We start from the raw sequence: 26,438 nt of genomic DNA, 5'->3' as shown, positions 1-26,438 counted from the left end.
CCGCTGACGGCAGGCGCCAACCGGCGCCTGCCGTCCCCGGCTCAGCTACCGGGTTCGCCGGCGACGATGCTTTGCAAGGCAGGCTGAAGGATCCGCTCGACGTCGGCCCGATCGGCTCCGGCCAGGACTGGATCTTGCAGCAGGTACCGGGCGATCGTCACGCCCAGCGTGCACGCGTTCAGGACCGCGGCTCGCAGCTCACCGTCGGCACCGCCGATGGTCGAGGCAACCGCCGCCTGAGCCGGGCTCATCACCTGATCGCGCAGGGCAGCTCCGGCGGCAGGATGAGTCAGGGAGCTCCTCAGCAGCGCCGCCGCGCCTTCCCGGCGGTCGGGATCTTCGAAGTCGGCGAACAGGTGGGCGGCCGCCGCGGCTGCCAGGCCGCCGGTCGCAGCACCGGTCAGCGTTTGCAAGTCGACTCCGGAAGACGCTGCCTCCGAGAAGAGACGTTCCTTGGTGCCGAACAGTTGCATGACCAGCGCGGGATCGATCCCTGCCTCTGCGGCGATCGCACGAATGCTCGTCCGCTCATAGCCGAGCTCGCCGAACTGCCGACGCGCGGCCGCGAGAATCGCCTCTTCGGTACGGCGGCGCCGCTCGGCGCGGGAGATCGGTTGTTCGTCCACCACGGGTTCACTCTACACGCGTTGACCGAATTCGCATTTCGCTCTACGGTCGTTGAGTGAACAATCGAAGAGTGGTGCAGACCGATGGGCGCGCAGCGGTGGCGCTGGCGGTGCTGTCGGGCAGCCAGCTGCTGATCGTCGTGGACGCGACGATCGTCAATGTCGCGTTGGGCCCGATCCGCGCAGGCCTGGGCTTCACCGATGCGCAACTGCAGTGGGTGATCACCGCCTACACACTGGCGTTCGGAGGGCTGTTGCTGGTCGGTGGCAAGGTCGCGGACCGGTTCGGTCACCGCCGGATGTTCTTGCTGGGGACCGCCGCCTTTGGCGTCGCGTCGCTGATCGGCGGTGCGGCGGGGGAGCAGTTGGTGCTGGTCGGCGCGCGCGCACTTCAAGGCGTCGGCGCCGCCATGATGGCTCCCGCGGCGATGGCGCTGGTCATGGATGTGTTCGCGCCGGGCCGCGGGAGAGCGCTCGCGTTCGGGATCTGGGCCGGCGTGACGGCCGGCGGCACAGCCCTCGGATCCGTGCTCGGCGGTGTGCTGACCGAGGCGATCTCGTGGCGCTGGGTACTGTGGATCAACGTTCCGATCGTCGCCGTCGTGGTACTTCTCGGCCTTCTGGTACTGCCCCGATCCAGCGGAGTCCGCACGTCAAGGATCGACGTGGCCGGCGCGACGACGGCAACCGGCGGCCTGATCCTGCTGGTCTACGGCCTGAGCAGAGCTGCCGACCACGGATGGACCAGTGGAACCTTGCTGGCTCTGTTCGGCGCGCTCGCACTCCTGGTGACTCTCGTGTTCCTGCAGGCGACCCGGCGGGCTTCGCTCGTTCCGGTCAGCCTCCTGCGCAACCGGACTGTCGTTGCCGCCGACATCGTCGGACTGATCTTGGGCGTTGCGATCTACGCGCTCTTCTTCTTCGTCAGCCTGTTCCTGTCCACGATTCAGGGCAAGGACCCGATCTACGTCGGCCTGGCCTTCGTGCCGATGACGGTCGCGATCGCTGTCACGGCACGGATCTCCGGGGCGCTGGCCGACCGGACCAGTCCAGGTCGGCTGTCCGCTGCCGGTGCGCTGTTGGTGGCGCTCGGACTGCTGTTGCTGGTCAGGATCGAACCGGCGTCGAGCTACGCTGCGACGCTGTTGCCTGGCCTGGTGGTCGCCGGCTTGGGCTTGGGCTTGACGTTCGTGCCGCTCACTACGGCCGCGATGTCCAGTGCCGGACCCACCGATTCCGGGATCGCGTCCGCGCTGTTCAACGCTGCCCAGCAGATTGGCGGAGCACTTGGTCTCGCGGTGCTGACCACCATCAGCACCGCAGCAGCCGGTACGGCGGCTGTCGCAACCGCGGAGTCGACGACCGACGGCTGGAGTTTGGCCTTGGTGATCGCTGCCGCGTTGACCGGTGTCGCCGGATTGCTCGCGGTCACGTTGATCAGGCCTGGCACGCACCAAGCCGACGGGCGATGACGTGGTCGCCGGCTACCGCGCAGCCCTCGCGATTCCTGGCGTCGCCCGCGTGGTGGCCGCCGTACTGGTGTGTTATCTGCTGGCCGGGATGGTCAACCTTTCCCTGCTGACCAGCGCAACCCAAGCCACCGCCAGCTACACCATCGCCGGGGCCGTTGTCGCTGCCTACTCGGCAGCCGTCGCCGTCAGCGCCCCGATCTGGGGCCGGGTCGTCGACCGCCGCGGGCCGCTGTGGACTCTCGCCGCCGCCAGCACTGCCCAGGCCACAGCGTTCGTCGGCTACATCACTGTCCTGGTGGTCGACGCCCCTGCACCGAGCCTCATCGCAACGGCTGCAGCCGCTGGATCCTGTACGCCGCCGGCATCGGCGATCGCCAAGCGAATCTTCGCCAAGTACGACGACCCCGGCAGCCGCAGAGCCCTGTTCGCGATCTCCGGCCTGTTCTCCGAGTTGGTCTTCGTCGTCGGCCCACTGATTGTCGGCGGCATCGTCGCCATCGCGCATCCAACGCTCGCCGTGGCGGTCACGGCTGCCGTGTCGCTGGCAGGCGTCTGGTGGCTACGCGGAGCCCCCGCCGTACGGGAACTTGCCGCTGCCCAAGCCGGCGATCCGTCGGCCGAGCCAAGACGCCGTACTGGGTTGGACGCCGCGCAGTTGCACGTCTTGGCGGTCGTGACCCTCGGCGCGGTCGCCATCGGCGCCCTGCAGGTCAGTGTCGTCGCCCATGCCGCACACCTCGGCCTCAACCCGGGCCTGTTCGTCGCGGGCTTGGCCTGCGGCGGTGTCCTGGCCAGCTTCACCTATGGCGCTCGATCGCTCCCCGGATCACTGCCGACTCAACTCGCTGTCGCGCTGGGCCTGTACGGCGTCCTGATCGTTGCCTTCGGCACCGGCCCCGGCATCGTCATCTCCGTCGTACTGGTGTTGCTGGCCGGTGCGGCCACCGGGCCGGCCGACGCCATCGAGGCGCTCCTCATCGCCGACCACACTCCCGGCCACGCCCAATCCGAAGCATTCGCCGCCCTGACAACAGCCAACTGGCTCGGCTTCGCCGCCGGGAGCGCACTGGCCGGTACGGCGATCGATCGCGCTCCACTGTGGGCGGCGACCACTATCGCCGGCGCGGCCGCGCTGGCAGCCGCTTTGTCGCTGGTCATGCGTCTGGGGCCGGAGCATGCTGGGTAGATGGACGATCGCGACGAATTTCTCGCTTGGGTCAAGGGCGAGCTGTACGACGCGGAGTTCGCGCTTCACAACGGCGACTCCGCCCCACGACGCGCGCTCTGGTCCCGTAACGAACCGGTGAGCGTCCTTGGTGCGTGGCGCAACGCCTACGGACAGCAGGAGATCGACGAGCTCTTCGAGAGGTTGGGTCGGATGTTCTCCGACTGCACGTCGTACGCCTTCGAGTTGCAGGCGTACGACGTGATCGGTGATGCGGCGTACACGGCCGGTCTCGAGCACTCGTCAGCTTCCGTCGACGGTGAGCCCCGCACCTACACCCTCCGTGCCACCCAGATCTACCGCCGCGAAGACGGCAAATGGAAGGTGTTCCACCGCCACGGCGACACGGTCATCGAGTAACACAACCGGACGCAGAACGTCCGGAACCGTGGGTACCGTGCTGGGTATGGCTATCGCGATGTATCCCAGTTTTGTGATGGATTGTCCGGACCCGGCTGTGCTGGCAAGGTTCTACGGCGAGCTGCTCGGCTGGACGGTGAAGGCTGACGAAACCTGGGGCGAGATCCGCTCCGAGGACGGCAGCAGCTGTATCTGCTTCCAGCCGGTCCAGGACTTCAAGGCACCCGCTTGGCCGGGTCAGGACGTGCCGCAACAGATGCACCTCGACGTGATGGTCCAGGACCTCGATGCCGCCGAGCCCGAGGTGCTGAAGCTCGGCGCCACGAAGCCCGAACACCAGCCCGGTACGACGTTCCGCGTGTTCCTGGATCCCGCCGGCCACCCGTTCTGCCTCTGCGTCAGCTGACCTCAGCGGTGACTCCGCGCACCAGTTCGCTCAGCTGGGCCAGTTCGACTCGCGTGGGCGGCAGCACTTCGTCGAGGCGGGTGATCGGCTGGTCGACGTCCGGCGGGCGCGATACATCCATGGCGAGGACGTAGACGTTGCTGGTGCACCTGTCGGTCCGTCGAAGCGACCGGGGGCATCTGCATTTCTGGCTACCCACCCGCCATTCCTCACGGAGTTCGACCGGCACATGCCTGATTGGTCGCTTCATCAGAGCGTGGCGAGTAAGCCCATGCGGTCAGCCAGGCCGCGCAGCTCCCGGCCACCCGCATCTCGGCGGGCACGGAGAACCATCTCGCTGACGATCTCGCGCGCCCAGACGTTGTGCCGAGTCCGGGTCGCACCCAACTTCTCGGCCTTGGCCAGCAGATGTGTGACCTCGTCGTCTCGCCCCCGGAGTCCGTGCAGCGCGCGAGCATGGTCGACCAGGAACCGTAGGCGGCGGGTCTTGCTCGGGATGTCGCCCAACGGGACCTCGGCAGCTACCTCGGCAGCCCTGACGTGGTCGCCGGCTTCGAGCGCGATCCCGAGCCGCCACAGGTTGACGTTCGCGCGGGAGAAGTTCAGCCAGAAGGCGTTCTCGGGCTCGATTCGCTCGGCGGATTCCTCCGCCTCTCGTAGGGCCGCTTCTGGGTCTTCGCCTGCCATCTCCGAGCAGAAGGCCGTGACCAGCACGTTCATGCCGTAGACCTCGATCGCGGTCACGTTGTCCGGTCTGAGCAGCGAGGCCGCGTTTCGGGCGATGCCGTCAGCACGGTCGTACGCACCGAGGCCGATGAGGGCCTGTGCTCGCGCATAGTCGGCCGCCGCGATGTAGACCGGGTCTTCGAGGATCTGGGCAGCCTGGTGGCCACGCTCGGCCGCGACCCAGGCGAGATCCACGGCACCGAGGTTCTTCAAGAAATGTGCCGTCGAGTTGGTGGCCTGGACGAGTGACTGAAGTGCCGGCAGACGGTCGTTGTTGTCGCTGGTCGCGGCTGCATGGAGGTCGGTCAGGAGCGGGGGCAGAGCGTGGCCCACGAGGGCGTCCTGACAGTTGATCCGCGCCTCTGCCAGGCGCTGAGTCTCACGGCTCAGTTCCTGGACGGAGCGGCTGGGTTTGCCGGTCGGTAGTTCGAGCGTCGTCGATATCAGCGCGATGCGGATATCGGGGATTGCGGCATGGGCCTCGCTGTTGGCGCGGTCCGCGATGAAGTGATCGCCAGTCAGGTCGGCCACGCTTACCCGGAGCGCATCTGCGAGGGCCTTGATCGTCTTGCGGCGTTCCAGGTTGGCATTGCCGTTCTCGATCTTCGACAGGTAGCCCTTGGTGATGCCGGCCTGACCCGCGAGGGCATCGAGAGTCATATTGCGCCACTTGCGCAGACGGCGGATCTCTTGCCCGAGGTTCGCCAGGTCGTTGTCCATGACGGCAACGCTACCTGGTCGGGTTTCCGCCCGGGAAACTTTCTCGCTCCGTGGTCGCTTAGCGTTCCATCTATGATGCAAAGAGCGACGAGGGATCACGTCCTCCGGACCCAGCTTGCGCTGTCCGAGGACGAGATCGCGGACTACCTGGAGCGCTGTCCCACCGAGCATCGCTGGGCATTCGGCCCCTACCTGCGGGGCGAACGGGACCTGGCCGGTGATGCCATCGGCGAGGGAGTGGACTCCTGTGCCTGAGTTGGTAGGTGTTGGCTGATGCGTCGCGGCGAACTCTTCCGATACCGCGACCCGTCCGGCGTCCGTGGGACTGGCGTTGTCGGCCTGGTGGTGGAGTTCCCTCCGAACGAGGACGGCCTGCAGTGGATCGCCCTCAAGTGGCTCGGGAAATTCCCAAGCCTGACGTTCTGGCCGAGCATCGAGGGCCTGCTCGAGGTGCATGGTCACCTGGGCGCATCCGAGGTGCGCTGGCTCGATCCAGACCCGTTCGACCCAGAGGACGGGGATATCGAGCCTGGCGCCGAGCGCGCGGAGCCGCTGGTCGACGTTGGCATGCACCCCATCTAGTCAGGCGAGGCCGGCGTGCCGATATGCCCCTGAATCCGCGCCGGTCGCGCCCTCCAAACCTCGCGCTCGCAGGCCCTTCTCCTGCGAGGGGGATCGGGGCCCGTCCGTCTCTGCACGAAGGAAGTGACATGTCAATCCCATACCGCACGGGGGTTCGCTCAGGGGACGGCCCTTTCACTGTCCATCAAGACATCAGCCCACGGCTTTAGGAGTCTTGCGATGAACAACGTCTCGGTAGACCAGCAAGCAGCGCCAGCCGACGGTCTGATCGACTTTGCGTGGTGGGAAATCACTGGCAAGTGCCAGTTGAGCTGCAATCACTGCTATGCCTCGTCTGGTCCGGACGGCACGCATGGCGTCATGTCCACGACCGACTGGCGACGTGTCATCACGCAGACGCGTGAAGCAGGTGCATCGATGGGACAGTTCATCGGTGGCGAGCCGACACTCCACCCGGACCTGTCCGTCTTGGTCCGGCACGCTCTCAACGCCGGCATGGAGGTCGAGATCTACACCAACCTGGTCCACGTCACGCCTGCCATGTGGGAGACGTTCCGGCTGCCCGGCGTACGGCTGGCGACCTCCTACTACTCCGACGATCCCGCCGAACATCAAGCGGTCACCAACCGGCCGACTCATCGCCTTACAACGCAGAACATTGCCCGAGCGCGAGAACTCGGCATTCCGTTGCGTGCTGGGGTGGTCGGGGTCCTGGGCCAGCAACGCACCCAGCAAGGAACCGCGGTACTCGAAGGACTCGGCGTACTGGATATCGGCTACGACAATCTGCGAGAGGTCGGCCGAGGAACCCGCGACGCGAACCCAGGAACTGAACAACTGTGCGGCAACTGCGGCGATCGGCAAGTAGCGATCTCGCCTTCTGGCGAGGTGTGGCCTTGCGTGTTCTCACGCTGGCTTCCGGTCGGCAATGTCAGAGTGGACCCACTGACAGAAGTCCTCGGTAGCCCGCAGTTCAGCGCGGTCGTGGAGGAACTGGAGGAGTCGTTTGCACCGGCCACCAACTGCGCTCCCAATATGTGTAATCCCAAATGCGGTCCGTCGTGCAGCCCAGCGTGCCGTCCGCAGGGCACGCGGAATCCCTGCGGACCGCGCAGTGGTTGCAGCCCCAACTATGGGTCCTGCAACCCGGACAAGACCCTGTGCAATCCTGCTAGGAACTGTGCACCTAACAAGTGCCGCCCCACGAGATGAGCAGGACTGAGAGCGAAGCGTGACTGACGACCAGCCCGAGACCAATGGGTCAACTGGGCAGCGTGCCTTTCTTCGCCGTGTCCTCGGGCAGGCGGCCGGCGGGCTGGGTGTCGAACTGGACGGCGATGTCATCTTTGGCTGGTGGGATCGCACGATCGGATCGGCGGCAATCGGTGGTGACGGCACTCGGCTGTGGCTGCGCGCAACAGCCGAACATAGCGACTGGGCGCGCGGCGAGGTCTGGACCGGCAACGTCGACGCTGCCGCCATCACCGGTGTACCGAAGCCTGAACTCGTTGAACGAGTGGAGTGGACCGAAGAACCGGTAGTCATCTACGCCGAACTGTTCAGCTACATACCCGACCAGCCATGCTCACCCACGCCAGAACTGACGACACAGTTGGACCTGTCGGACGCCTGGTGGTCGGAGCTACGAACGGCAGTCGACGAGTTGGCCACCCAGTCCACCTCCCGAGGCGAGCACGACCCTCAGACCTATCTTCGCGAACTCGAAGACCTGTACGAGCGACCACTCGGCGTACCGGCTCCGGAACTACGGACCGAACACACCGATCTGCACTGGGCCAACCTGACTCAACCCCGGCTCTGGCTGCTCGATTGGGAGTACTGGGGCAGCGCCCCAGCCGGGTACGGCCCAGCTCTTCTGTATTGCCACAGCCTGCTCGTTCCGGCCACGGCCGCACGCGTCCACGATGTGTTCGCCGACGTCCTGGACACCCCGACCGGCCAGCTTGCCCAACTCGCCGCCGCTGCCCACATCCTCAACCGGGCCCACCGAATGGACGACTACCCTGCTCTTCGAGATCCGGTCGGGCAGCTCACCCAGCGGATACTCACCACGCTGGAGAAACGATGAACTCGTTGCTCATGACACGGCTCACCTTCGTCAGCCCTCCCGGCGATGCATGGCCGTTCACACTCCCCGCCGTACAAGCGCTCGACGGCGGGCTTGACTTCACGGCGCCAGTCACCTTCCTGGTGGGTGAGAACGGCTCCGGCAAGTCCACCATCGTCGAGGCCATCGCCGACGTCTGCGGGATCAACTCCGAAGGTGGGAAAGCCGGAACCAAGTACTCCAGCACCGGCGCTCTCACCCCACTTGGCGAGGTGCTGGAGGCCGATCTGACCGGCGCCGGGCTGCGGCTGATCCACGGCCCGAGACTCAAACGACGGGCATTCTTCTTCCGCGCCGAGACCTTGTTCAACCTCGGCAACAACGTCTCCGGCATGTACGGCTTCTGGGAAGACGACCTCACCGAGCAATCCCACGGCGAAGGCTTCTTCACCGTCCTCGAAACCATGATCACCGGCCCAGGGCTATACCTCCTGGACGAACCCGAAGCCGCGCTGTCCTTCACCTCATGCCTCCGACTGATCGACCTCCTCGACCGCGTCGCGAAGCAGGGCGGGCAAATCATCTGCGCTACTCACTCGCCCATCCTTGCCAGCCTTCCGGGAGCGCAGATCCTCGAAGTGGGCGACCACGGCATCCGTACCACGCCATGGGACGAGCTCGACATCGTCGATCACTGGCGCCGATACCTCAGCAAGCCAGGAGCCTATCTCCGTCATTTCCTCGAAGCTCCGCCCTCCTGACCCACGTCGAAGTTCCGCAACTTGAAACCCCCCGGGGAACCCGAGCGTCCACCCGCTAAGTGGACGCAGAACGTCCGGAACCGTGGGTACCGTGCTGGGTATGGCTATCGCGATGTATCCCAGTTTTGTGATGGATTGTCCGGACCCGGCTGTGCTGGCGAGGTTCTACGGCGAGTTGCTCGGGTGGACGGTGAAGGCTGACGAGACGTGGGGGGAGATCCGCTCCGAGGACGGCAGCAGCTGTATCTGCTTCCAGCCGGTGCAGGACTTCAAGGCGCCCGCTTGGCCGGGTCAGGGCGTGCCGCAGCAGATGCACCTCGACGTGATGGTCCAGGACCTCGATGCCGCCGAGGCCGAGGTGCTGAAGCTGGGTGCGACGAAGCCTGAGCACCAGCCCGGTACGACGTTCCGCGTGTTCCTGGATCCCGCCGGCCACCCGTTCTGCCTCTGCGTCAGCTGACCTCACCGTTCCTCTGGGATGGCTGCCCGCACCAGGTCGACGAACTGGGCTAGCTCGTCTTCGGTGGGCGGTGGCACTTCGCCCAGGAGGGAGACCAGTGCGGCGGGGTCGAGGAGTTCGAGTTCATCGGTCGCCCTCCGGGTCGCCTCGTCCTGGCTTGACGGAACGGCGTGGGTCGCGTTCCACAATTGGGCGAGGGCGCTGAGGTCGGTGATCAGCGTCGGCCAGCGCAGAGCGATAGCGAGGACGACCGCGAGCTGCCGCTGGTCAACGACGTCTCCGCGGCTGGTGACGAGCTCGCGACAGAGCCCGAGCAGGTTGACGAAGCGTTTCATCTCTCGCGGCGAGGTCGCGATGTAGGGCGCCAGGCGGCCGAGGTCAGCGATCTCGGCGGTGAGCAGAGTCGACGCGGGAATGTCCGGCATGCTGAACGGCAGCGTGATGAGACGCTGAATGGTCGCCTGCCCCTCGTCGCGTCCGAATCGCTCCTCGAAGGCGCGGGACAACCAGCGCGGGTCTACGGCGAGAATCAGCACCAGCGACTTCGGTGCCACCGTGTTGAGGGTCAGCAGCAGGTCGACCACGAAGCTAGGTACGCAACGATCCAGATCATCGACGAGGAGCACCAGCCTGCGGTCGTCGTCCGGTGCGGCGGCCGCTGCCTCGGCGAGTTGCTGCCTGAGCTGTTCCGCACTGGTCGCGGCGGGATCGAGAGTGCCATCTCCGAGCAATTCGGTGAAGGCGAATCGGGTGAAGCTGATCGGATCCGAGTCGGTTGTGATCCAGGCACTCACGGCCGCGAGACGGATCCCGTTCTCGGCGGTGAAGATGTCCTGGAGCCTCCTCAGGAAGGAGGACTTTCCGGAGCCCCATTCGCCGAGGACGCCGACTGTCAGGGGTGGTGGGGTTTGCAGGATCGTGCGGACCAGAGCCTGCGCGTGGCTGTCCATGTCGAGCAGATCGGTTGTTGTCGGCTCGTCAGCGATGAAGGGCACGCTTTGGGGCGCTTTGTTGATGTCGAAGGTGAGCTGGATGAGTTGCTGACGGGACCGGGTGGCGACGTCAGGGTTGAGACCGTGGTCGGCTAGCGCGGTGAACCAGCCGAGGCGCTCCGCGATCTGGTCACGTTCGATCTGCTGCTCGAAGCAGATCCGTACCGCGTCGACGTACTCCGGCAATCCAGCTGCATCCGGGTTTGGGTTCTGCGAGCGGCCCGCTACCTCGATGAGGAGCCGTTCGACGAGTTGCTGCCGAGATGTCGCAGGCAGCTGGCGCGCTGCGGCGACGGCGGTTGCGCGGATCGGGGCGTCGGGCAACAGTAGGCCTGCCACCACGTCATCGAGGCTCAGACTTGCAGGCGCGGAGCTTCCCGGTGCGGCGCCGCTCAGGCGGAGCAGCGGCAGCGGGTCGACCGGGTCGACGCCTTCCTCGTCGAAATAGGGCGCACTGGCCAGGAACCGCATCAGGCCGTCGTCACGGGCCAAGATTGAGAGCTTGGACATCAGGCCCGGCCGGTCGGCCAGCATCAGGTCATCTCGTTGCGCCGCATTGCGAGAGGCTCGCTCGAGTACGGCGAGTGGGCCGTCGCGGAGCAGGGAGCGCGGCGTCGAGACGGTGTACTCGAGCACGATCTCGACCAGGTCCCGCCATTGCGGATGCTCCTGGAGCACGACCAGCTTGGCCAGGTGGAGATTGGCCGGGCCGCCCATCACCTCCAGCCGGCTGCGATACAGCAGCGCGAACCGCTTCACCGCGCGCGGGTTCGCCGCGAAACCGTCGACACCGATACGGAGCCAGTCGCGGTCGTCCGGCGTACTGCAGAGCTGGTCGATCAGTCGTTTCGTCGTGACCTCGTCCGACCTCATCGAGGGCAGATGGAACGGGAACTGGACGATCTTCTCGAGGTACCGGCCGCCGTTCATCGCCGACGGCACGGTCCCGGCGTAGTGCACCTCGACCGCATGCACGAGGGCCGCGACGTCGACACCGAGCACGAAGACAGTGCCCGGTACGCCGAGGAACAGCTTGATCCCTTCGAGAACCTGAATGGCCTTCTCAGGCAGGCACCGGTCCAGGTCGTCGATGAAGATGACCAGCTTGCGCCCGTTCAGGAACTTGTCGACGACGAGCTGGAAGCTGTCGGCGAACTGCTCGATGTGCTCGGCCTTGTAGTGCGTGGTCAGGACGTCATCGACGACCTCGACCGCCTGGATCAGCTCTTTGGCTTGCCCGCCGAGCTGTTCGGCGAGGTCTGGCTTCTTGGCGTCCCCGCCCGACTTGCCGACCAACTTCATCCCGAACGCCGTCACGCCAGCGCCGCCTAGCGCAACACCGGCGAGCGTCACTTGGGTAGCCACCGGAACCGACACGTGCGCGGCCTGCAGCCAACTGGAGGCCCCGAGCGTCACGGCACTGGTGATGGCGCCGGCCAATCGCACCGGGTCGACACGCACTTTCCGTTGGGATTTCACGACATCGCGGTACAGGGCCTCGCGCAGGGAACGCAGCTCGGCATCAGGCTTAGTCTGCTTGAGCAACTCGTCGAGGATGACGCGCACGAGGGTCCGCCACAGCGACTGCTCCTGCGCGAACTTCCAGGCCGTATAGGACACGATCACCGGCGCCTTGTCAGGCGTGGCAGCGAGCTTGGCCTGGATCAGATTCATCAGGCTCGTCTTGCCCGAACCCCACGGGCCGTAGATACCGATCGTCAACGACGCGGAGTCGGGTGTTTCCGCGATCCGCCGAGCCAGCGGTACGGCGTACCGGGGCACGAAGTCGAACGCGTCATCCTCGATGCGGGTGATCGGCTGATCGATATCCGTCGTGCGCGGTCCGGCCATGGCCCATCATGGCATCGTTCCGGCGACCGACGTCAGGTCTGGCGTTGGGTCGCGTCCATGGCTATTGCGTACACATTGCCCGTGCCGGAGGTACGGCGGTACTGGACGGAGACTCGCATTGGCCCGGTGTAGGTACCGCCGGGGAGGGCATACGGACCGCGGTAGTGGCGGCCGAGGCCCGGGCCGTTGGTCCACGCGTCGGCCTCGAACTCGGTGCCGCCGACGGGGGTGATCATGATGCGGCCGCCACCAGTGGTGCCGGAGTCGCAGCCGTCGACGGTGTAGAGCTCGATGAAGGGCTGGGCCTTGTTGAAGTTGGCTTCCCAGACCGTCTCGTAATTCCCGTTCGTGACGGTCGGCATGTCCTGGCCGCGGACCAGCTCGAAGGAGACCGGGATCCACGGCCGAGCCAGACCGACGCCGGACTCGGCATCGTCGGAGACCACGATGTCGTTGTTGCTGTCGGTCAGGGCCCAGTACTGGCGGCCGCTTGAGACCGCGTAGGTGTAGAGCACCCGCTTGCCCTGGTCGCGGGCCAGCCGGATCACCTGGCGGCCCTCGCTGTCCGGGCCGAAGTACAGGATTTCGGTGCCGTCGGCATCGATCATCCGGATCGCGCCGTCGCCCTGGACGGTGAAGGTACCGCCGGAGATGGTCGCGTTGCCGATCCCGACCCGTTTCCGGAGTTCGTCGACTTCCTTGCGGAGGGCAACGACCTGGTCGATCAGGTTCGACGGCTGGTTGATCTGTCCCATCAGGTCACGTCCTCCAGCAGCGGGTTCATGGTCAGGGTCACGGACTCTCGGCCGTCGTCGCCGACCGCGACGTCCATGGCGACGATCCGCATCAGGGTGTCGATGCCGTTGACGTGGAAGGCGTCCTTGATGATCACCCGGGCATCGTCGCCCATCCCGATCTCGGCCACGGTCGGCGGCAACGCGCCGTGCACACTCAAGGTCGGCAGTACGACGGGCAGTCGGCTGACCTGCTGATCCGACTCGGCGTGTGACTGCAGCTGGACCGGGTCGGTGACCGAGCTATACCCGTACTCCGTCTCGAGCAGCGGCCAGCCATCGGCGTACCGGCTGCGGTCCTCGGCGACCCCGATCAGCATGCCGGTCTCGATCCCGTCGCCGGTGGCGAACGTGCGGGTCGCCATCCGAGTACCGTCCGACGGCCACGTGTAGCTGAGCAAGTTGCCGCCGTACTCCCAGACGTGCGCCGAGCCGACCTGGCCAAGTCGCGGCGTGCCCAGCCGCAGCCAACGCGCCGGCCGGCCGTTGCGATCGATCGGGCCGACGTCGAACATCATGTCCGGCCCGTCGAGCAGCTGCGACAGTTTGCGAAGTGCGTCGCCGGTGTTCGCGTTCTGGTACCCGAAGTACGTGCGTTCGAGGCGGATCGCGGAGTCGCCGGGACCAGGCGGGAAGGTGATGCCGATATTGCCGGCCTGATGCGACTGCGCCAGCGTGATCAGGTTGCGGGCGATGGCGTTCTGATCCATCGACCAGAAGACCTGCCGTTGCGCGACGTAGTGCGGGTCGGTGTAGGCCTGCTCGGTCAACACCGGGAGCACTTTGCGATGGTCGAAGTACGACCAGAAGTCGGCGCAGCCGAGCGAGATCTGCGCTGAGTTAGATTCGTACCGCCGCGTCCAGATCAGCCCGCCCCAGACCGGCGTCGAGTCGCGCAGAACATAGATGACCCGTCGGCCTGGTGTCGTCAGCTCGTAGGGCTCGATGGTCTGCACCCGCGGATCGCCGAGATGCAGGTTGGCCGAGAGCTGACCGCTGTCGCCGAGCTTCTTCGAGTACCGCACGCCCGTCAGCGGGACCTCGGCCAGCGTCCGGTTCGTGACCAGGTCGGAGATCAGGTACGTGTAGACCGGGGTCACGGCCTCAGCCAGGTCAGCGTGAGGTTGTTGATGTTGACGGCATCGGTCAGGTGGGTGCGGCCGTTCGCAGTCGTGGCCGTTGTCCAGATGAGGGCGCTGATCCGGGTCCCGGCCGTGAAGAGGTTGGTGGCGGAGACACTCGCGTTTCCGGTGGAGCCTCCGGTCAGGTAGTGCTGCGCGTTCCCGTAGCGGATCCCGAGGTTTCCGGCGTCGACGATGGCCAGATAGAAGTGATAGGCATCCGCACCACCCGGAGCTCGGAACCGTGCGTTCGTGGTGATGTTCCAGATGCCCGCGCGGTTGAGGGTGAAGATGGTGTTCCCGCTCGACGGAGTGATATCGGGCGAGGTGTAGACCGACGTCGGGAAGGGGAGTCTGGTGTCCGTGCTCGCCGCGAACGCCTGCTCCTGACCGGGCCGAACCTCGTACCGCGCCTCGTGCCGCGTGGTCCCAGTCGGTACGGCGCCCAGCCACGCACTGCCCGTCCATTTGTAGATCAGCTGGTCCGTGGTGCTGAATACCATCTGGCCGATGACCGGATCGGTGATGGTCGCGGTGATCTCGGCGACCGAACTGCACACCGGAATACTCGGCACCCGCCACGCAGCGCCGTCGTGGATCTCCAGCCAGCGGCGATCACGCCGGTACGCCGTTAGTCCGTCGTACGGCGCGGCTGCGTTGCGACCCTCGACGTTCTTGACCGGGACAACTCCGCCGAGCCCGACCACCCAGTTGGGCCGCCGGTCGGTGATCATCTCCGGGGTGATTGTGGTGGCGCCGCCGGGGATCCGGACGGTGGCGAGGAGGAAGTAGTCGGGGGAGCCCGGCACACCCGGTTCGCCCGGGGTCGAGGACGGCGTACCGACGATCTGTTTGACCGCGAACGCGTTGCTCGTGTCGCCGTAGAACTTGTCGGCCTGCTGCACGATGATCAGGTCGATCCGCGCGTCCGACGAGTGAGCCGGATTGTCGGTCAGCAGGTCGAGTGTCTTCACCGAGTCCAGCGTCTGCACGTAGCTGCCGATACCTCGCGATGCCCGCATGAACATCTGGAACGGCTGGACGGTCACGACCTTGTCCGGTGTCGGTGTCGCCGCGGCCACCAGACCAGGGTCGCCGCTGCCGGCCCGGATCCCGTCGCGACTGGTCACCGACGTCGTACCGGACTGGATCAGGGCGCTGACCGCCAGCCGGGCGTCCTCGGTGGTGATCACACCGTTCGGTGAGTCGGAGACGGCCCACGAGTTGCGCTCGGCCATGACGTATCCCTTCAGCAATCAGATGGTGGCGTGTCGCCAGCGGGCCGTGAGCAGCGCGCTCGGATGGTACGACGCAGCGGCGAAGTCGACTTGGACCGAGGTGCCGGCGGGGATCGGGAACCACTCGCGGGTGAACAGCCGGTCGCTGCGATTGACGCCGTTCAACAGGACGGTCCTGGCGTCGGTGTCGATGACCAGCGTCTGTCCTGCTCCAACGGTGAAAGCGGGGTCGAACACCAGTCGCTGACCGGTATCGCGGTTGGCGATGATCGGACCGCTGACCGGGCCGCGGATCTCCCACACCGGCCAGCTGGCCGCCCCACCGGAGTTGACCAGCGTGAGTCTGCCGCCGGGCCGTCCGGTCCCGAACTTCAACGGGAAGACGAGCGGGAACTCCAGTCCGTCGGTCGGCGGCGACGGCAACCCAGTGGCGGCAGTCTGGTCGACGAGCGAGTAGATCCGCGGATCCGTGGCCTGCCACTGCACTGCGCCGGTGGTGTAGCCGATCGCGTAGAACCGTTCGACGCTGATCGTTCGCCGGGTACAGCGCGCATTCACCTGCCAGGTCTCGCCATCCAGCCGAATCACCAGCGGCTCCTCGACCGGTTGCTCGGTCGGTGCGGTGATACTGCGCAGCTTCGTGATGACCGCGCCGAACTCCTCGATCGGGACGCCCTTGATCAGGTACGTCAGCGTGATCGTGCGCTTGCCCATCACCTGGCTGCCCTGGAACGCGCCGTGCCGGTTAGGGCGGTCCGGGTCGTCGCCGCGTGCATCGGGCAGGTCCAACCACCCTTGCAGGTTGGTCATCCGGTACGGGCTGTCGGTTCCGAGCAGCGTGCCACGCCACTCCAGTTGGCCGTCCGCGGTGATCAGTTCGCCGGCCGCCACTCAGCCACCTCCTCGCGACATCCAGTCGAGTTCGTGGGCGATATCGGCCGGCGTCTGATCCGGTGTCGTGTAGAAGTTCTCGATCCGGATCACCGCGCGCTCCGGCTCCGCCGTACTGGCTGCATTGGATGCGAGCTGGTACGGCGTCGCCGTGGCGAGGCTGAGATCGCCGATCCCGGCGGTGACCAGGCCGGCCAATTGGGACGAGGCCCGGGCAACCGCGGCACTGGTGTCCTCAATGCCCTTGGCCAGACCCAGGGGGACCCAGCGACCGAGTTCGGCGGCGACCTTCGATGGTGAGCTGATACCGAGAATCGACTTGATCGGGCCGGGGATGATGTCCTTGATCAGGCCGATGATCTTGTCCTTGATCCAGGTGGCCGCGGCCTTCAGCCCGTTCCAGAGTCCTTCGAGGATCGACCGGCCGACGTCGAGCAGCAGATTCCCAAGGTTGCCCAGGGCACCGAGTATGCGTCCGGGTAATCCACCGAGCCAGGACAGCAGCTCGCCGAGTTTGCCGACCGCCGCGCTGAACACGCCGCCGAACCATCCGGCGACCTTGCCCGGCAACTGTCCGAGCCAGCCGATCGCCGCGAGGACGCCGTCGATCGCTGCCGAGATGCCGGTGACGATGGCGTTCCAGATCATTTTGAGGAAGTCCCAGATCGCCTGGAACGCGGCTTTCGTCCAGGCCACGATGGTGTCCCAGTTCGCGATGATCAGCGCGACGAGCCCGACCACGGCGGCGATGATCAGGGGGATCGGGCCCATCGCGAGCAGCCAGGCGGCCGCCATACGGGCGCCTTGAAGTAGTGCTTGGGTCCCCATCACGATCCAGGCGCCGACGACCTTGGCCGCGTTCGCAACCGCGGTCCAGCCCATCAAGCCCCACTGCACCAGCATCATGGCGCTCTGCGCGACGAACTGTGCCGCCGCCACGACTGCCTGCGCGGCCATGGTCGCGAATGCCGCAATGGTGGCCGCGGCTGCAACAGCTGCGGCGATACCCAACTGGATCAGGGCAGGCAGGAAGAAGGCGAGGATGATCCCGCCGACGATCATCAGCGGCGTCTGGTTGGCCGCGATCCACTGGCCCAATGACTGGAACGCCGGTACGACGGTGCCGGTGATGAAGTTGCTGACGGCATCGAATGCGGGTTGGAGCTTGGTGGTCAAGAAGCCGATCGCGGCCTGCAAACCGGCTTGGAGACCGGTCGCGAGCAAGCCCATCACCGGTCCGCCGACGAGCGACAACAACCCGCCGCCGAGAGCCACCGCGGCATCCACGCCGATCCCGGCGGCCGCGCCGACGACCGGTCCCTTGCTCTTGCCCAGCGCCTCCGCGACCTTGCGTCCGGCCTCCTCGGCCTTGTTGACGATGTCGGTCTTGGCCTCGTCGAACTTGGACCGCATCTGCGTCAGCGTGTCCTGGAACAACGTGTCGTTGAGGCCTATGTTGGCCACGAAGTCACCTACGGACAAGGCCACCTCTGCTCACCTCCCTCCCGTTACAGGTTGCTGATGACGGATCGTGCCGTGTCGCTGTTCACCTCGACGGGTTCCTTCGCGGTGACCTGGCGCCAGACGCTCTCCGGTGACAAGCCGGACAGCAGCGCGGCGAACTCCCACCACGACAGTCCGTCGTCGAGGTCCGCCATCAGGTCCCGGCCGTACTCGCGCCGCCAGTCCGCGTAGAGCAGCCGCCAGTGCTTGAGGATCAGCCGGACGGTGCCGGTTCCGTCGCCCCCTTCGCGGGGGCCACTCCGTTTCCCGCCGGTGCTTGCCGATTCTTGTAGACCTGCTGACAGGTGCCGAGTACGTCGGGCAGGTCGTCGATCTCCAGCCCGCGGTTCAGGATGTCGACCAGGTTCTCCTCGCCGAGCAGCGCCGACAACATGTCGAACGCCTCCTCCGCGGTGACCTCGTCGGTGGCCGAGCGTCCGTTCTTCTGTGCCGACACCGCGAACAGGATCAGCTTGGCCGGCAGCGAATGCGGCAGCGTGTAGACCTTGCCGAGGATGCGGATCTTCGGTGCGACCCGAGCTGCCTTGCGTTCGCGCCAGGCCTCGTCGAAGTCATAGTCAACCTCGACGTCTTGGTCGCCATCCGTCACTTCTTCGCCCCTTCGCGTGCAGCGGGAGTCGTCACCGGCGCGGTGGTCGACGCACCGGACCGGGTCACGGTCGCCGCCCAGGCGAACTTGTCGTTGTTGCCACCACCCTGCTCACCCATCGAGAAGGTCGCGTTCCAGACCTTCCACGCGGTGTCCATCGGATGCCGGAACCGGATCTTGCCGAGGCTCGCGAAGCCGACCTGGGTGGCGAGCGCCTCGACCCTGGCCTGCCCGGGATCCTGCGCGCCGTTGGCCGGATCCTTGAGCAGGAAGCCCTCGAGTTCCAGGATCGCGCCGCGCTGGATGATCTCCTGCTCGTAGTTGCCCGCCGAGTCGAACGTCGTGGTGTCGACGACCTCCTCGTTCTCACTCGCGTTCGGTACGGCGGAATTCAGCCCGCCGAGCGGGGTCCACGTCGTACCGTTGGCTTCGGCGACCTGGATGATGATGTCGCGGGCGTTGATCTTCACTGCTGGCATGCGCTGTTCCTCTCAGCTGCGGTTCACGGTCGGGCGGTGCAGCTCCATCCGGACGGCGACCGACCACTCGTCGCGCGCGTTGGTGTCGCGACCGGCGAAGATCGGCCCTGCCTGGGTGCCGACACCGAGCACCAGCCAGGTACCGCCGGGCAGCCGCCGGTTGGCCAGCCCGTGGATCGCGTCGTAGATCGCCTGCGCACGAGCCTCGGCGACGGTGGCGTTGTTGGGAGTACCGCGAACACGGAACAGCACGACCGGTTCGTCGTACCCGAGCCGGCTGTCGGACTCCACACCGGGCTGGCGGGTCAGTACCACCGCTGCGTCGGTTGTCGCGGGCATCCCGCCGAGGAAGATGTCGCCGCCGGTCGGCGGGTTGTAGTCGCCCAGACCAAGCTCTTCGAGCAGTCCTGCGACTTCCTCGAGCAATGTCACGCCATTCCTCCCCCAGTAGGACGTGGCAACGCGGACATCGTGCACGCCCGCACACCCCGCGTCAAAGGGTCAGGGTCAGAGGTCTAATCGACGCGGTGCAAGAGGTCTAGCGAGGTCAGTACGTCGGCCGGTGGGCCTTCGCGCAAGAGCTGACCATCGTGCAGCAGCAGGCAATGGTCGGTACGGCGTGCTGCCGCCAGGTCGTGTGTTGCCTGTACGACGGTGACTCCGTTCGTGGTCACCTCGTCGAGGACCGCGGTGATCGCTTCACGGGCCGATGCATCGAGGCCGGTGGTCGGTTCGTCGAGCAGGAGGAGGTCGGCCTCTTGCGCCAGGCCTTGCGCGACCAGTGCGCGTTGTCGTTGCCCACCTGACAATTCGCCGAGTTGCCGACCGGCGAGATCGGTGATGCCGAGTCGCTCCATCCAGGTGTCGACCACCGACCGGTCGTGCGCGGTCAGGCGCCGCCACAGTCCGCGGTGCCCCCAGCGGCCCATCGACACGGTCTCGCGAACGGTGAGCGGGAACGTGTCGGCGATAGCGCTGCGCTGCACGACAAAGGCCGGCCTGGCGTTGGTTCGGTGGACGACCTGACCGGCTGTGGTCATCAGAACGCCGGACAGTACGCCGAGCAGCGTCGACTTCCCGGATCCATTGGCCCCGACGACGGCCGTGGTGGCGAACGCGGGGATCTGCGCCGTGAAGCCGGACAGGACCGGCCGGCCCGGGTACCCGGCCGCCACGGCGGTGAGCTCGACCTGAGAGGCTGCCATGAGACTCCTTTTGAATTGATAATCATTTTCATTATAGGGTCTCGGTCATGGAGTGGTTGACGGCACCCTTCGAGGTGTCCTTCGTGCAGCGGGCCTTGTGGGGCGGCATTCTGGTGTCGCTGATCTGTGCACTGGCCGGCACCTGGGTCGTGCTGCGGGGGATGGCATTCCTCGGCGACGCGATGGCCCACGGCATGCTGCCGGGTGTCGCGTTGGCCTCACTCCTGGGCGGAAACCTGCTGATCGGCGCTGCCCTCAGCGCGGCGGCGATGACGCTTGGTGTCACTGCAGCTGCCCGTACGGCGCGCTTGTCGCAGGACACTGGAATCGGTCTGTTGTTCGTCGGCATGCTCTCGCTGGGCGTGATCATCGTCTCGAGATCGCAGTCGTTTGCTGTCGATCTGACCGGCTTCCTGTTCGGCGACGTGCTCGCCGTACGGAACTCGCACTTGACCCAGCTCGCCGTCGCGCTGGCCCTGGCTCTCGTTGTGTCGGTGGTCGGGCATCGGGCCTTTGTCGCGCTCGCGTTCGACGAGCGCAAGGCGCAGACTCTCGGCCTGCATCCGCGGCTCGCGCAGATCGCCTTGCTGGGACTGCTCACGCTCGCGATCGTCGCGTCGTTCCATGTGGTCGGAACGTTGCTGGTGTTCGGGCTGCTGATCGCACCGCCGGCGGCTGCGCTGCCGTGGGCTAGGCGAATCCCTTTGATCATGGCCGGCGCAGCCTGCTTCGGCATCAGCGCAACATTCCTCGGTCTGCTGCTGTCGTGGCACCTGGCCACCGCGGCCGGCGCGACCATCGCCGCGGTCGCCGTCCTGCAGTTCCTGCTGTCGACCGTTGCCGCGGGCATCCGTCATCGATTCGAATTCGGGCACTCGTCATGAGACTCAGAACGATTTCCGTCGTACTCGCTGCGCTCCTGCTCGCCGTCGGGTGTGGCAAGGACGTCACGGCAGAAGCACCGCATGGGTACGTCGAGGGTGCCGAGGAAACTGCGGAACAGCAGTCGCGGCTGGTGCTCGCGGATACCGGCACTGGCGCCGTACAGATCCTGGACCTGATCACCGAGAAGGTGAGCCCAGCGGGGAAGGTCGGCAACGTACGGGAGCTGACCACCGACGGCCGATTCGCCTTCGTGGGAACGGATTCCGGCGCGCAGGTTGTCGACAGCGGTGCATGGATGGTGGACCACGGCGACCACGTGCATTACTACCGCGCGAAGATCCGCGCTGCCGGGGAGATTCACGGGAGGGCGCGGCATGTTCACAGCGATCCGGTGGTGACGGCCGTGAGCTTCCAGGACGGGAGCGTCCGCGTGTACGACCGGACCAAGTTGGAGGCGGGCGCGGTCGACGAGGGTCGTTCCTTTGTTAGCCGCGCGAAGCCTGTCCCGGTCATCCCTTATCAGGAGCATCTTTTGGTTCCGGGGGCGGGCGGCCGACGAGATGTGGTCGAGGTTCATGACCGCCAGGGCGCAGTGAAGGCGTCGCTCGAGCAGACCTGCCCGGACGTTCGTGGCGAGGCTGTCACCCGGCGGGGAGTGGTCTTCGGGTGCTCCGATGGCGCGCTGCTGGTGACCGCGAAGGACGGCCAGTTCACCGGCTTGAAGATTCCGTACGGCGTGCCTGTTGCCGGCCGCGATCGTCCGAGCGACTTTCGGCACCGGGTGGGCAGTACGACGCTGACGGCTGTGGCTGGCAATGACGCGGTCTGGGTTCTCGATGTCACCAAGCGGACTTGGAAGGTCGTTCGGACTGGGCCTGTCGTGGCCGCGAACACCCCGGGGGAGGGGGCGCCATTGCTCGCGCTGGCGGCGAACGGCGTACTGAAGGGGTTTGACGTGGTCACGGGGAAGCAGACGGCTGCCACCAAACTGCTGTCCCGGCCGGATCGGCGGTCTGTGATCGAGGTCGACACCAGCCGCGCGTATGTCAACGATCCGGTGGCGCGCAAGGTCTACGAGATCGACTACAACGACGATCTCCGGATTGCCCGGACCTTCCCACTCGACTTCACGCCGTCGCTGATGGCGGAGACGGGACGATGAGGCGTCGTGCGATCGCGGTCTTTGCCGCGCTGAGCTGTGTGCTGGTAGGTGTGACCGCGTGCGCGCCCGGTGGCTCCGGCCGGCCCAGCGTGGTTGTCACCACGAACATCCTGGGCGACATCACGCGAAATATCGTCGGCGATCAGGCCGAGGTCACCGTGCTGATGGAGGCCAACGCCGATCCGCATTCGTTCGGGATCTCCGCGCAGCAGGCTGCTCGGATCGAGCAGGCGGATCTCGTGGTGTACAACGGACTTGGGCTCGAGGAGAACGTCCTGCGGCACGTCGAGGCGGCGGGGGAGTCCGGTGTCCATACCTTCGCGGTCGGCGATGCCGTGGACCCGATCGCGTACACGTCGGGCGACACGGCCGGTCGGCCTGATCCGCATTTCTGGACCGATCCGGACCGGGTGATCAAGGCAGCGGGGTTGATCGCGGACCAGGTCGTTCAGTTCGTCGACGGCGTCGACTCGACCGCGATTCGGGCGAATGCCGATCGCTACCGGTCCGAGCTCCAGGAACTGACCAGCTGGATGTCGACGAGCTTCGCGCGGATCCCAGCCGATCAAAGGAATCTCGTGACCAATCACCACGTCTTCGAGTACCTGTCGCAGCGCTTCGGGTTCCGGGTGATCGGCGCGGTCATCCCCAGCGGTACGACGCTCGCTTCGCCCAGCGCGTCCGACCTCCGGTCGCTCGTGACGGCCATCGAACAGGCCGGTGTCCGCGCGATCTTCGTCGACTCGTCGCAGCCGGACCGGTTGGCCCAGGTCCTCAAACAGGAAAGCCGGCTCGCGGTGAAGGTCATCCCACTGTTCTCGGAATCTCTCACCGCTGCCGATCAAGGCGCACCCACCTATGTCCAGATGATGCGCGCCAACGCGAAGGCGATCTCCGACGGCCTCGCCCCCTGACCACCCTTTCGAACGACAAGGAAAGCCTGATGCAGAAGAACACACTGGCCGCCGTAATGACCGCGGCCCTCGCTCTTACCACCTGCGGTGCGGAGCCGAAATCAGCCGGTACGCCGAGCAATGCGGCGAACGCCGTGAAGGATCCGATCGTGACGACGTACGACGGTGGTCTGTATGTCCTGGACGGCGAGTCGCTGAAGGTCGCCAAGGACATCCCGCTCGACGGGTTCAACCGGATCAACCCTGCCGGCGACGACCGCCACCTGATGGTGTCTACCGGGACCGGCTTCCGGGTGCTGGACGCACTGAGCCCTGAGCTGACGTCGGTCGAGTTCAAGGGCTCGAAGCCGGGGCACGTCGTTCGCCATGCTGGGCGGACGGTGCTCTTCGCCGACGGGACCGGTGAGGTCACGATCCTCGACTCGAAGACGGTCGCCGATCCTAAGGCCGCCACCCGGACCTACAAGTCGGCTGCGCCGCACCATGGGGTCGCGATTGAGCTGGCAAACGGCGAGCTGGTCACGACGCTGGGTACCGAGGAGAAACGGGTCGGCATTCTCGTGCTCGACAAGGACCGCAAGGAGATCGCCCGCAACGAGAGCTGCCCTGGCGTCCACGGCGAGGCCACCGCGAAGGACGAGGTGGTGGTGATCGGCTGCCAGGACGGCGTACTGATCTACAAGGGTGGCGTGATCACGAAGGTGAAGAGCCCCACTGCCTATGGGCGGACCGGTAACCAGGCCGGCTCCGACACGTCGCGGATCGTGCTGGGCGACTACAAGCAGGACGCCGACGCGGAGCTCGAACGTCCTGAGCAGGTGTCGCTGATCAACACCGAGACCGGGAAGCTGCAGCTGGTCGGCCTCGGCACCAGCTACACCTTCCGCTCACTGGGCCGCGGTCCGCAGGGTGAGGCGCTGGTGTTGGGGACCGACGGCCAGATCCACGTGATCGACCCCGAGGCAGGCAAGGTCACCAAAACCATCCCGGTGATCAAGAAGTGGCAGGAGCCGCTGGAATGGCAGGAGGCCCGCCCGGCGCTCTTCGTCCGCGGTGGGACCGCCTACGTGTCCGACCCGTCGACGAAGAATCTGCACGCTGTCGACATCGCGTCCGGGAAGGTGCTGGTGACGACACCGTTGCCGAAGGCCCCCAACGAACTCAGCGGCATCCAGCACTGACTCAACGAGTACGTCGGCCTTGGCCTGGACCAGGGCGTTCGCCCAACGAGCCGCGTTCTCCTGGAACCACGATTCTTCGGATCCAGCGCCCGCGTAGATGACCGCCTCGGGCGCCTCGTCCGGAACGAACGCCGTGACCTGACGGCCGCCGTCGTACGGGAAGGTCTCCGTGATGGTTGGCGTCCCTGGACGTTAATCGATTGACGGGGTGCCGCGGTACTGGTCTGCTGGAGAGACGTGCGCCGGATCGACCGGTGTGAACCGGAAGGAGGAAGCCATGTCTGTTCTGTCCAGCAGCTTCGCTCTGAAAGGTTCTTCGGTTTGGTATTCGCACGTTCGTTCAACTGTGAGCACTGCGGCGTAGACGTCTCGCTCGACGCCCCCGGCACCACCCACCGCAATCACTGTCCGAGCTGCCTGTGGTCCCGGCACCTGGACCGCAACGTCCCCGGCGACCGCAAGGCCGACTGCTCCGCAGGCATGGAACCCATCGCCGTCACCGTCCGCGGCGAGGGTCGCTGGGTCCTCATCCACCGCTGCACCAACTGCGGCCGCCTACGCCTCAACAAGACCGCCGGCGACGACAACGTCCTCCTCCTGATGCGCCTGGCAGCCCTACCCCTCACCATGCCCTTCATCCCCTTCGCCCCCGACCCAGACCCACCCCGCAAACCCCGAACCCGCAAGACAAAGGTCTGACGGGCGCTTGGGTGGTGACCGCGACCTCGTCACCACCCAAGCTGTCAGAGCTGCCGCAGGTGATGAAGCCGCATCAGGGCTGACAACGTGTTGGCTGCCGGGATCGCGTGCTCATCGATGAGCTCGGGGACACGCTTCAGCGGCACCCACTCGCGTCGTTCCGACTCGAAGTCGTCAGCCGGTTCGCCCACGTGCTCAGCGCCTTCGGACCAGTAGATATGGTGCCGCGCATCGATTAGGCCGCTGGCAGGTTCCACGATCATCAAGGGTTGCAGCGGGCCGGCGCGCCAGCCGGTTTCCTCGAACATCTCCCGGGCTGCGGCTTCCGCTGGGGTCTCGCCATCGTCCACCACCCCGCCAGGTAGCTCCCAACCCCAGCTGTCAGTGATGAATCTGTGCCGCCACAGGAGCAGGACTTCGTCGTGCTCGTTGATCGCCGCAGTGAGTGCTACGTCCCGCAGGCGGATAGTGAAGTGGTCGAGGTGACGACCGTTGGGTAGTTCGACGTCGGCAAGGTTGACCTTGAACCAGGGGTTCTCGTAGACGGCCGTCTCGCCGAGGTTCTTCCATTCCATGCGGGGTCCTTCGAGGTGTCGTGGTTGTGAGCGGTGTGTAGCGCCTCAACGGATCGGCAGGATGCGGTGTTACGGACACGGGCCGGGGTGCCGAACGGGAGTACGACGGTCGGTACGCGCGGGGTGAGAATGCTGCATGGGCATCTTGGAGAAGTTTTCGTTGGTGGGGCGGACGGCGCTGGTGACGGGTGGGTATCGGGGGTTGGGGAAGGCGTTCGCGACTGGGTTGGCTGAGGCGGGGGCTGATGTGGTGATCGGGGCGCGGGATGAGGAGGCTTCGAAGGTGGCTGCTGCGGAGGTTGCGGCGGCTACTGGGCGGACGGTGGTGGGGGTTGGGCTTGAAGTGGATGATCGGGAGTCGGGGCGGGCGGCGATTGCGGCGGCGGTGGAGGCTACTGGGCGGTTCGACATTTTGGTGAACAACGCGGGGGCCTGTTTTCATCGGGCGGCGTTGGAGGTGCCGGATGCGGAGTGGGACGAGGTGTTCTCGACTAATGTGAGTGGGTTGTGGAAGCTGAGTCAGTCGGCGGCTGTGCATTTCTCGAAGGTGGGTGGCGGGACGATCGTGAATGTGGGGTCGATCTCGGCGCAGATTGTGAATCGGCCGCAGTGGCAGCCGGCGTACAACGCTTCCAAGGCGGCGGTGCATCAGTTGACGAAGTCGCTGGCGGCGGAGTGGGCGCCGTTGAACATCCGGGTGAACGCGGTGGCGCCGGGATACACCAAGACCGAGATGGCGCCGGTGGACGAGCCCCGGTTCAAGGCTCGGTGGATCGATGACGCGCCGATGCAGCGGTACGCCGTACCGGAGGAGATCGCGCCGACCGTGGTGTTCCTGGCTTCGGATGCGTCGAGCTTCATGACCGGGTCGGTCGTGGTCATCGATGGCGGGTACACCTTGCACTGACTGGGCGGTGTCAGCGCGGTGTCAG

General features: G+C 66.1%; 31 protein-coding genes. 16 read left to right on the top strand and 15 right to left on the bottom strand.

Annotation, left to right across the window (positions count from 1 at the left end; genetic code table 11):
- Positions 1-41 precede the first annotated feature (41 nt).
- Positions 42-629, bottom strand: a complete 588-nt coding sequence (locus tag ACFTSF_RS10045; protein WP_380153505.1) for a TetR family transcriptional regulator — start codon at positions 627-629, stop codon at positions 42-44.
- Positions 630-682: 53 nt separating this feature from the next.
- Between ACFTSF_RS10045 and ACFTSF_RS10040 the strand changes: the two genes are divergently transcribed.
- The 4 genes from ACFTSF_RS10040 to ACFTSF_RS10025 are packed head-to-tail and all read left to right on the top strand — an operon-like array spanning position 683 to position 4,089.
- Positions 683-2,098: an MFS transporter gene (locus ACFTSF_RS10040; protein ID WP_380153504.1), complete on the top strand. Its 1,416-nt coding sequence runs from the start codon at positions 683-685 to the stop codon at positions 2,096-2,098.
- Position 2,099: 1 nt separating this feature from the next.
- Complete coding sequence (locus ACFTSF_RS10035) at positions 2,100-3,284, top strand: MFS transporter (RefSeq protein ID WP_380153503.1); 1,185 nt, start codon at positions 2,100-2,102, stop codon at positions 3,282-3,284.
- Positions 3,285-3,683 carry a nuclear transport factor 2 family protein gene (locus tag ACFTSF_RS10030; RefSeq protein WP_380153502.1) on the top strand — a complete coding sequence of 133 codons (399 nt, stop codon included), beginning with the start codon at positions 3,285-3,287 and terminating at the stop codon, positions 3,681-3,683. It abuts the gene before it with no gap.
- 46 nt (positions 3,684-3,729) lie between these two features.
- Positions 3,730-4,089, top strand: coding sequence for a VOC family protein (locus ACFTSF_RS10025; protein WP_380153501.1), 360 nt, complete (start codon positions 3,730-3,732; stop codon positions 4,087-4,089).
- Here the strand turns inward: ACFTSF_RS10025 and ACFTSF_RS10020 are convergent.
- Together ACFTSF_RS10020 and ACFTSF_RS10015 are read right to left on the bottom strand one after the other, a co-directional pair.
- Complete coding sequence (locus tag ACFTSF_RS10020) at positions 4,082-4,210, bottom strand: hypothetical protein (protein ID WP_344163784.1); 129 nt, start codon at positions 4,208-4,210, stop codon at positions 4,082-4,084. The genes ACFTSF_RS10025 and ACFTSF_RS10020 overlap by 8 nt on opposite strands.
- 128 nt (positions 4,211-4,338) lie before the next feature.
- Positions 4,339-5,535, bottom strand: a complete 1,197-nt coding sequence (locus ACFTSF_RS10015) for a helix-turn-helix domain-containing protein (RefSeq protein WP_380153500.1) — start codon at positions 5,533-5,535, stop codon at positions 4,339-4,341.
- A gap of 72 nt (positions 5,536-5,607) precedes the next feature.
- On the opposite strand from ACFTSF_RS10015, the gene ACFTSF_RS10010 reads away from it, so the two are divergent.
- The 6 genes from ACFTSF_RS10010 to ACFTSF_RS09985 all read left to right on the top strand — a co-directional run bounded on the left by ACFTSF_RS10010 (position 5,608) and on the right by ACFTSF_RS09985 (position 9,406).
- On the top strand, positions 5,608-5,790 hold the full coding sequence (locus ACFTSF_RS10010; RefSeq protein ID WP_344163778.1) for a hypothetical protein: 183 nt from the start codon (positions 5,608-5,610) through the stop codon (positions 5,788-5,790).
- Between the two features lie 18 nt (positions 5,791-5,808).
- A complete protein-coding gene (locus tag ACFTSF_RS10005; RefSeq protein ID WP_380153499.1) occupies positions 5,809-6,117 on the top strand; it encodes a hypothetical protein in 309 nt (102 codons plus the stop codon).
- 219 nt (positions 6,118-6,336) lie between these two features.
- On the top strand, positions 6,337-7,329 hold the full coding sequence (locus ACFTSF_RS10000) for a radical SAM protein (protein ID WP_380153498.1): 993 nt from the start codon (positions 6,337-6,339) through the stop codon (positions 7,327-7,329).
- 19 nt (positions 7,330-7,348) lie between these two features.
- On the top strand, positions 7,349-8,206 hold the full coding sequence (locus ACFTSF_RS09995) for a hypothetical protein (protein WP_380153497.1): 858 nt from the start codon (positions 7,349-7,351) through the stop codon (positions 8,204-8,206).
- A complete protein-coding gene (locus ACFTSF_RS09990) occupies positions 8,203-8,946 on the top strand; it encodes an AAA family ATPase (RefSeq protein WP_380153496.1) in 744 nt (247 codons plus the stop codon). Before ACFTSF_RS09995 ends, ACFTSF_RS09990 begins: the two co-directional genes overlap by 4 nt.
- A 100-nt stretch (positions 8,947-9,046) precedes the next feature.
- Entirely contained in the window at positions 9,047-9,406 is a 360-nt protein-coding gene (locus ACFTSF_RS09985; protein WP_380153495.1) for a VOC family protein, read from the top strand.
- A gap of 2 nt (positions 9,407-9,408) precedes the next feature.
- On the opposite strand, the gene ACFTSF_RS09980 is transcribed toward ACFTSF_RS09985, so the two are convergent.
- The 11 genes from ACFTSF_RS09980 to aztA form a co-directional block, all read right to left on the bottom strand.
- Complete coding sequence (locus ACFTSF_RS09980; protein WP_380153494.1) at positions 9,409-12,249, bottom strand: P-loop NTPase fold protein; 2,841 nt, start codon at positions 12,247-12,249, stop codon at positions 9,409-9,411.
- Positions 12,250-12,281: 32 nt separating this feature from the next.
- On the bottom strand, positions 12,282-13,004 hold the full coding sequence (locus ACFTSF_RS09975; RefSeq protein ID WP_380153493.1) for a hypothetical protein: 723 nt from the start codon (positions 13,002-13,004) through the stop codon (positions 12,282-12,284).
- On the bottom strand, positions 13,004-14,143 hold the full coding sequence (locus tag ACFTSF_RS09970) for a hypothetical protein (RefSeq protein WP_380153492.1): 1,140 nt from the start codon (positions 14,141-14,143) through the stop codon (positions 13,004-13,006). The genes ACFTSF_RS09975 and ACFTSF_RS09970 overlap by 1 nt, the downstream gene beginning before the upstream one ends.
- Positions 14,140-15,402 (bottom strand): hypothetical protein, encoded by a 1,263-nt coding sequence (locus tag ACFTSF_RS09965; protein ID WP_380153491.1) that lies wholly within the window; start codon positions 15,400-15,402, stop codon positions 14,140-14,142. The genes ACFTSF_RS09970 and ACFTSF_RS09965 overlap by 4 nt, the downstream gene beginning before the upstream one ends.
- 18 nt (positions 15,403-15,420) lie before the next feature.
- Positions 15,421-16,293, bottom strand: a complete 873-nt coding sequence (locus tag ACFTSF_RS09960) for a phage distal tail protein (protein WP_380153490.1) — start codon at positions 16,291-16,293, stop codon at positions 15,421-15,423.
- Positions 16,294-17,781, bottom strand: coding sequence for a hypothetical protein (locus ACFTSF_RS09955; RefSeq protein ID WP_380153489.1), 1,488 nt, complete (start codon positions 17,779-17,781; stop codon positions 16,294-16,296).
- A gap of 20 nt (positions 17,782-17,801) precedes the next feature.
- Positions 17,802-17,951: a hypothetical protein gene (locus ACFTSF_RS09950; protein ID WP_344163744.1), complete on the bottom strand. Its 150-nt coding sequence runs from the start codon at positions 17,949-17,951 to the stop codon at positions 17,802-17,804.
- Between the two features lie 59 nt (positions 17,952-18,010).
- Complete coding sequence (locus ACFTSF_RS09945) at positions 18,011-18,406, bottom strand: hypothetical protein (protein ID WP_380153488.1); 396 nt, start codon at positions 18,404-18,406, stop codon at positions 18,011-18,013.
- Complete coding sequence (locus ACFTSF_RS09940) at positions 18,403-18,885, bottom strand: phage tail tube protein (protein ID WP_344163739.1); 483 nt, start codon at positions 18,883-18,885, stop codon at positions 18,403-18,405. The genes ACFTSF_RS09945 and ACFTSF_RS09940 overlap by 4 nt, the downstream gene beginning before the upstream one ends.
- 12 nt (positions 18,886-18,897) lie before the next feature.
- Positions 18,898-19,317, bottom strand: a complete 420-nt coding sequence (locus ACFTSF_RS09935; RefSeq protein ID WP_344163736.1) for a minor capsid protein — start codon at positions 19,315-19,317, stop codon at positions 18,898-18,900.
- A gap of 83 nt (positions 19,318-19,400) precedes the next feature.
- Positions 19,401-20,090: a zinc ABC transporter ATP-binding protein AztA gene (gene aztA / locus ACFTSF_RS09930; RefSeq protein WP_380153487.1), complete on the bottom strand. Its 690-nt coding sequence runs from the start codon at positions 20,088-20,090 to the stop codon at positions 19,401-19,403.
- 47 nt (positions 20,091-20,137) lie between these two features.
- Between aztA and aztB the strand changes: the two genes are divergently transcribed.
- From aztB to ACFTSF_RS09905, 5 genes are all read left to right on the top strand, one after another.
- Entirely contained in the window at positions 20,138-20,974 is an 837-nt protein-coding gene (gene aztB / locus ACFTSF_RS09925) for a zinc ABC transporter permease AztB (protein ID WP_380153486.1), read from the top strand.
- A complete protein-coding gene (locus ACFTSF_RS09920; protein WP_380153485.1) occupies positions 20,971-22,137 on the top strand; it encodes a hypothetical protein in 1,167 nt (388 codons plus the stop codon). Before aztB ends, ACFTSF_RS09920 begins: the two co-directional genes overlap by 4 nt.
- The gene (gene aztC / locus ACFTSF_RS09915) at positions 22,134-23,051 is read left to right on the top strand and encodes a zinc ABC transporter substrate-binding protein AztC (RefSeq protein WP_380153484.1); all 918 of its coding nucleotides are present in this window, start codon (positions 22,134-22,136) and stop codon (positions 23,049-23,051) included. The genes ACFTSF_RS09920 and aztC overlap by 4 nt, the downstream gene beginning before the upstream one ends.
- Positions 23,052-23,080: 29 nt before the next feature.
- Positions 23,081-24,232 (top strand): zinc metallochaperone AztD, encoded by a 1,152-nt coding sequence (gene aztD, locus ACFTSF_RS09910; RefSeq protein WP_380153483.1) that lies wholly within the window; start codon positions 23,081-23,083, stop codon positions 24,230-24,232.
- Between the two features lie 321 nt (positions 24,233-24,553).
- Entirely contained in the window at positions 24,554-24,931 is a 378-nt protein-coding gene (locus tag ACFTSF_RS09905; protein WP_380153482.1) for an RNHCP domain-containing protein, read from the top strand.
- A 44-nt stretch (positions 24,932-24,975) separates the two neighbouring features.
- On the opposite strand, the gene ACFTSF_RS09900 is transcribed toward ACFTSF_RS09905, so the two are convergent.
- Positions 24,976-25,506 carry an NUDIX hydrolase gene (locus ACFTSF_RS09900; protein WP_380153481.1) on the bottom strand — a complete coding sequence of 177 codons (531 nt, stop codon included), beginning with the start codon at positions 25,504-25,506 and terminating at the stop codon, positions 24,976-24,978.
- A 136-nt stretch (positions 25,507-25,642) separates the two neighbouring features.
- On the opposite strand from ACFTSF_RS09900, the gene ACFTSF_RS09895 reads away from it, so the two are divergent.
- Positions 25,643-26,413: an SDR family NAD(P)-dependent oxidoreductase gene (locus ACFTSF_RS09895; RefSeq protein WP_380153480.1), complete on the top strand. Its 771-nt coding sequence runs from the start codon at positions 25,643-25,645 to the stop codon at positions 26,411-26,413.
- Positions 26,414-26,438: the final 25 nt, after the last annotated feature.

Origin of the sequence: Kribbella sp. NPDC056951 (genome assembly GCF_042674205.1) — a bacterium.
Taxonomy (GTDB): Bacteria; Actinomycetota; Actinomycetes; order Propionibacteriales; family Kribbellaceae; genus Kribbella; species Kribbella yunnanensis.
The sequence above is the reverse complement of the archived record's forward strand: the minus strand, read 5'-3'. Positions and strand labels throughout refer to the sequence as shown.

Coding starts and splice junctions, on each gene's coding strand:
- ACFTSF_RS09900 (WP_380153481.1), bottom strand. CDS start 25,506: ATGGAATGGAAGAACCTCGGCGAGACGGCCGTCTACGAGAACCCCTGG.
- ACFTSF_RS09940 (WP_344163739.1), bottom strand. CDS start 18,885: ATGCCAGCAGTGAAGATCAACGCCCGCGACATCATCATCCAGGTCGCC.
- ACFTSF_RS10020 (WP_344163784.1), bottom strand. CDS start 4,210: ATGGATGTATCGCGCCCGCCGGACGTCGACCAGCCGATCACCCGCCTC.
- ACFTSF_RS09990 (WP_380153496.1), top strand. CDS start 8,203: ATGAACTCGTTGCTCATGACACGGCTCACCTTCGTCAGCCCTCCCGGC.
- aztC (WP_380153484.1), top strand. CDS start 22,134: ATGAGGCGTCGTGCGATCGCGGTCTTTGCCGCGCTGAGCTGTGTGCTG.
- ACFTSF_RS09980 (WP_380153494.1), bottom strand. CDS start 12,249: ATGGCCGGACCGCGCACGACGGATATCGATCAGCCGATCACCCGCATC.
- ACFTSF_RS09975 (WP_380153493.1), bottom strand. CDS start 13,004: ATGGGACAGATCAACCAGCCGTCGAACCTGATCGACCAGGTCGTTGCC.
- ACFTSF_RS09965 (WP_380153491.1), bottom strand. CDS start 15,402: ATGGCCGAGCGCAACTCGTGGGCCGTCTCCGACTCACCGAACGGTGTG.
- ACFTSF_RS10030 (WP_380153502.1), top strand. CDS start 3,285: ATGGACGATCGCGACGAATTTCTCGCTTGGGTCAAGGGCGAGCTGTAC.
- ACFTSF_RS09950 (WP_344163744.1), bottom strand. CDS start 17,951: ATGGCGGACCTCGACGACGGACTGTCGTGGTGGGAGTTCGCCGCGCTG.
- ACFTSF_RS10005 (WP_380153499.1), top strand. CDS start 5,809: ATGCGTCGCGGCGAACTCTTCCGATACCGCGACCCGTCCGGCGTCCGT.
- ACFTSF_RS09920 (WP_380153485.1), top strand. CDS start 20,971: ATGAGACTCAGAACGATTTCCGTCGTACTCGCTGCGCTCCTGCTCGCC.
- aztA (WP_380153487.1), bottom strand. CDS start 20,090: ATGGCAGCCTCTCAGGTCGAGCTCACCGCCGTGGCGGCCGGGTACCCG.
- ACFTSF_RS09895 (WP_380153480.1), top strand. CDS start 25,643: ATGGGCATCTTGGAGAAGTTTTCGTTGGTGGGGCGGACGGCGCTGGTG.
- ACFTSF_RS10000 (WP_380153498.1), top strand. CDS start 6,337: ATGAACAACGTCTCGGTAGACCAGCAAGCAGCGCCAGCCGACGGTCTG.
- ACFTSF_RS10025 (WP_380153501.1), top strand. CDS start 3,730: ATGGCTATCGCGATGTATCCCAGTTTTGTGATGGATTGTCCGGACCCG.
- aztB (WP_380153486.1), top strand. CDS start 20,138: ATGGAGTGGTTGACGGCACCCTTCGAGGTGTCCTTCGTGCAGCGGGCC.
- ACFTSF_RS09985 (WP_380153495.1), top strand. CDS start 9,047: ATGGCTATCGCGATGTATCCCAGTTTTGTGATGGATTGTCCGGACCCG.
- aztD (WP_380153483.1), top strand. CDS start 23,081: ATGCAGAAGAACACACTGGCCGCCGTAATGACCGCGGCCCTCGCTCTT.
- ACFTSF_RS10010 (WP_344163778.1), top strand. CDS start 5,608: ATGATGCAAAGAGCGACGAGGGATCACGTCCTCCGGACCCAGCTTGCG.
- ACFTSF_RS10015 (WP_380153500.1), bottom strand. CDS start 5,535: ATGGACAACGACCTGGCGAACCTCGGGCAAGAGATCCGCCGTCTGCGC.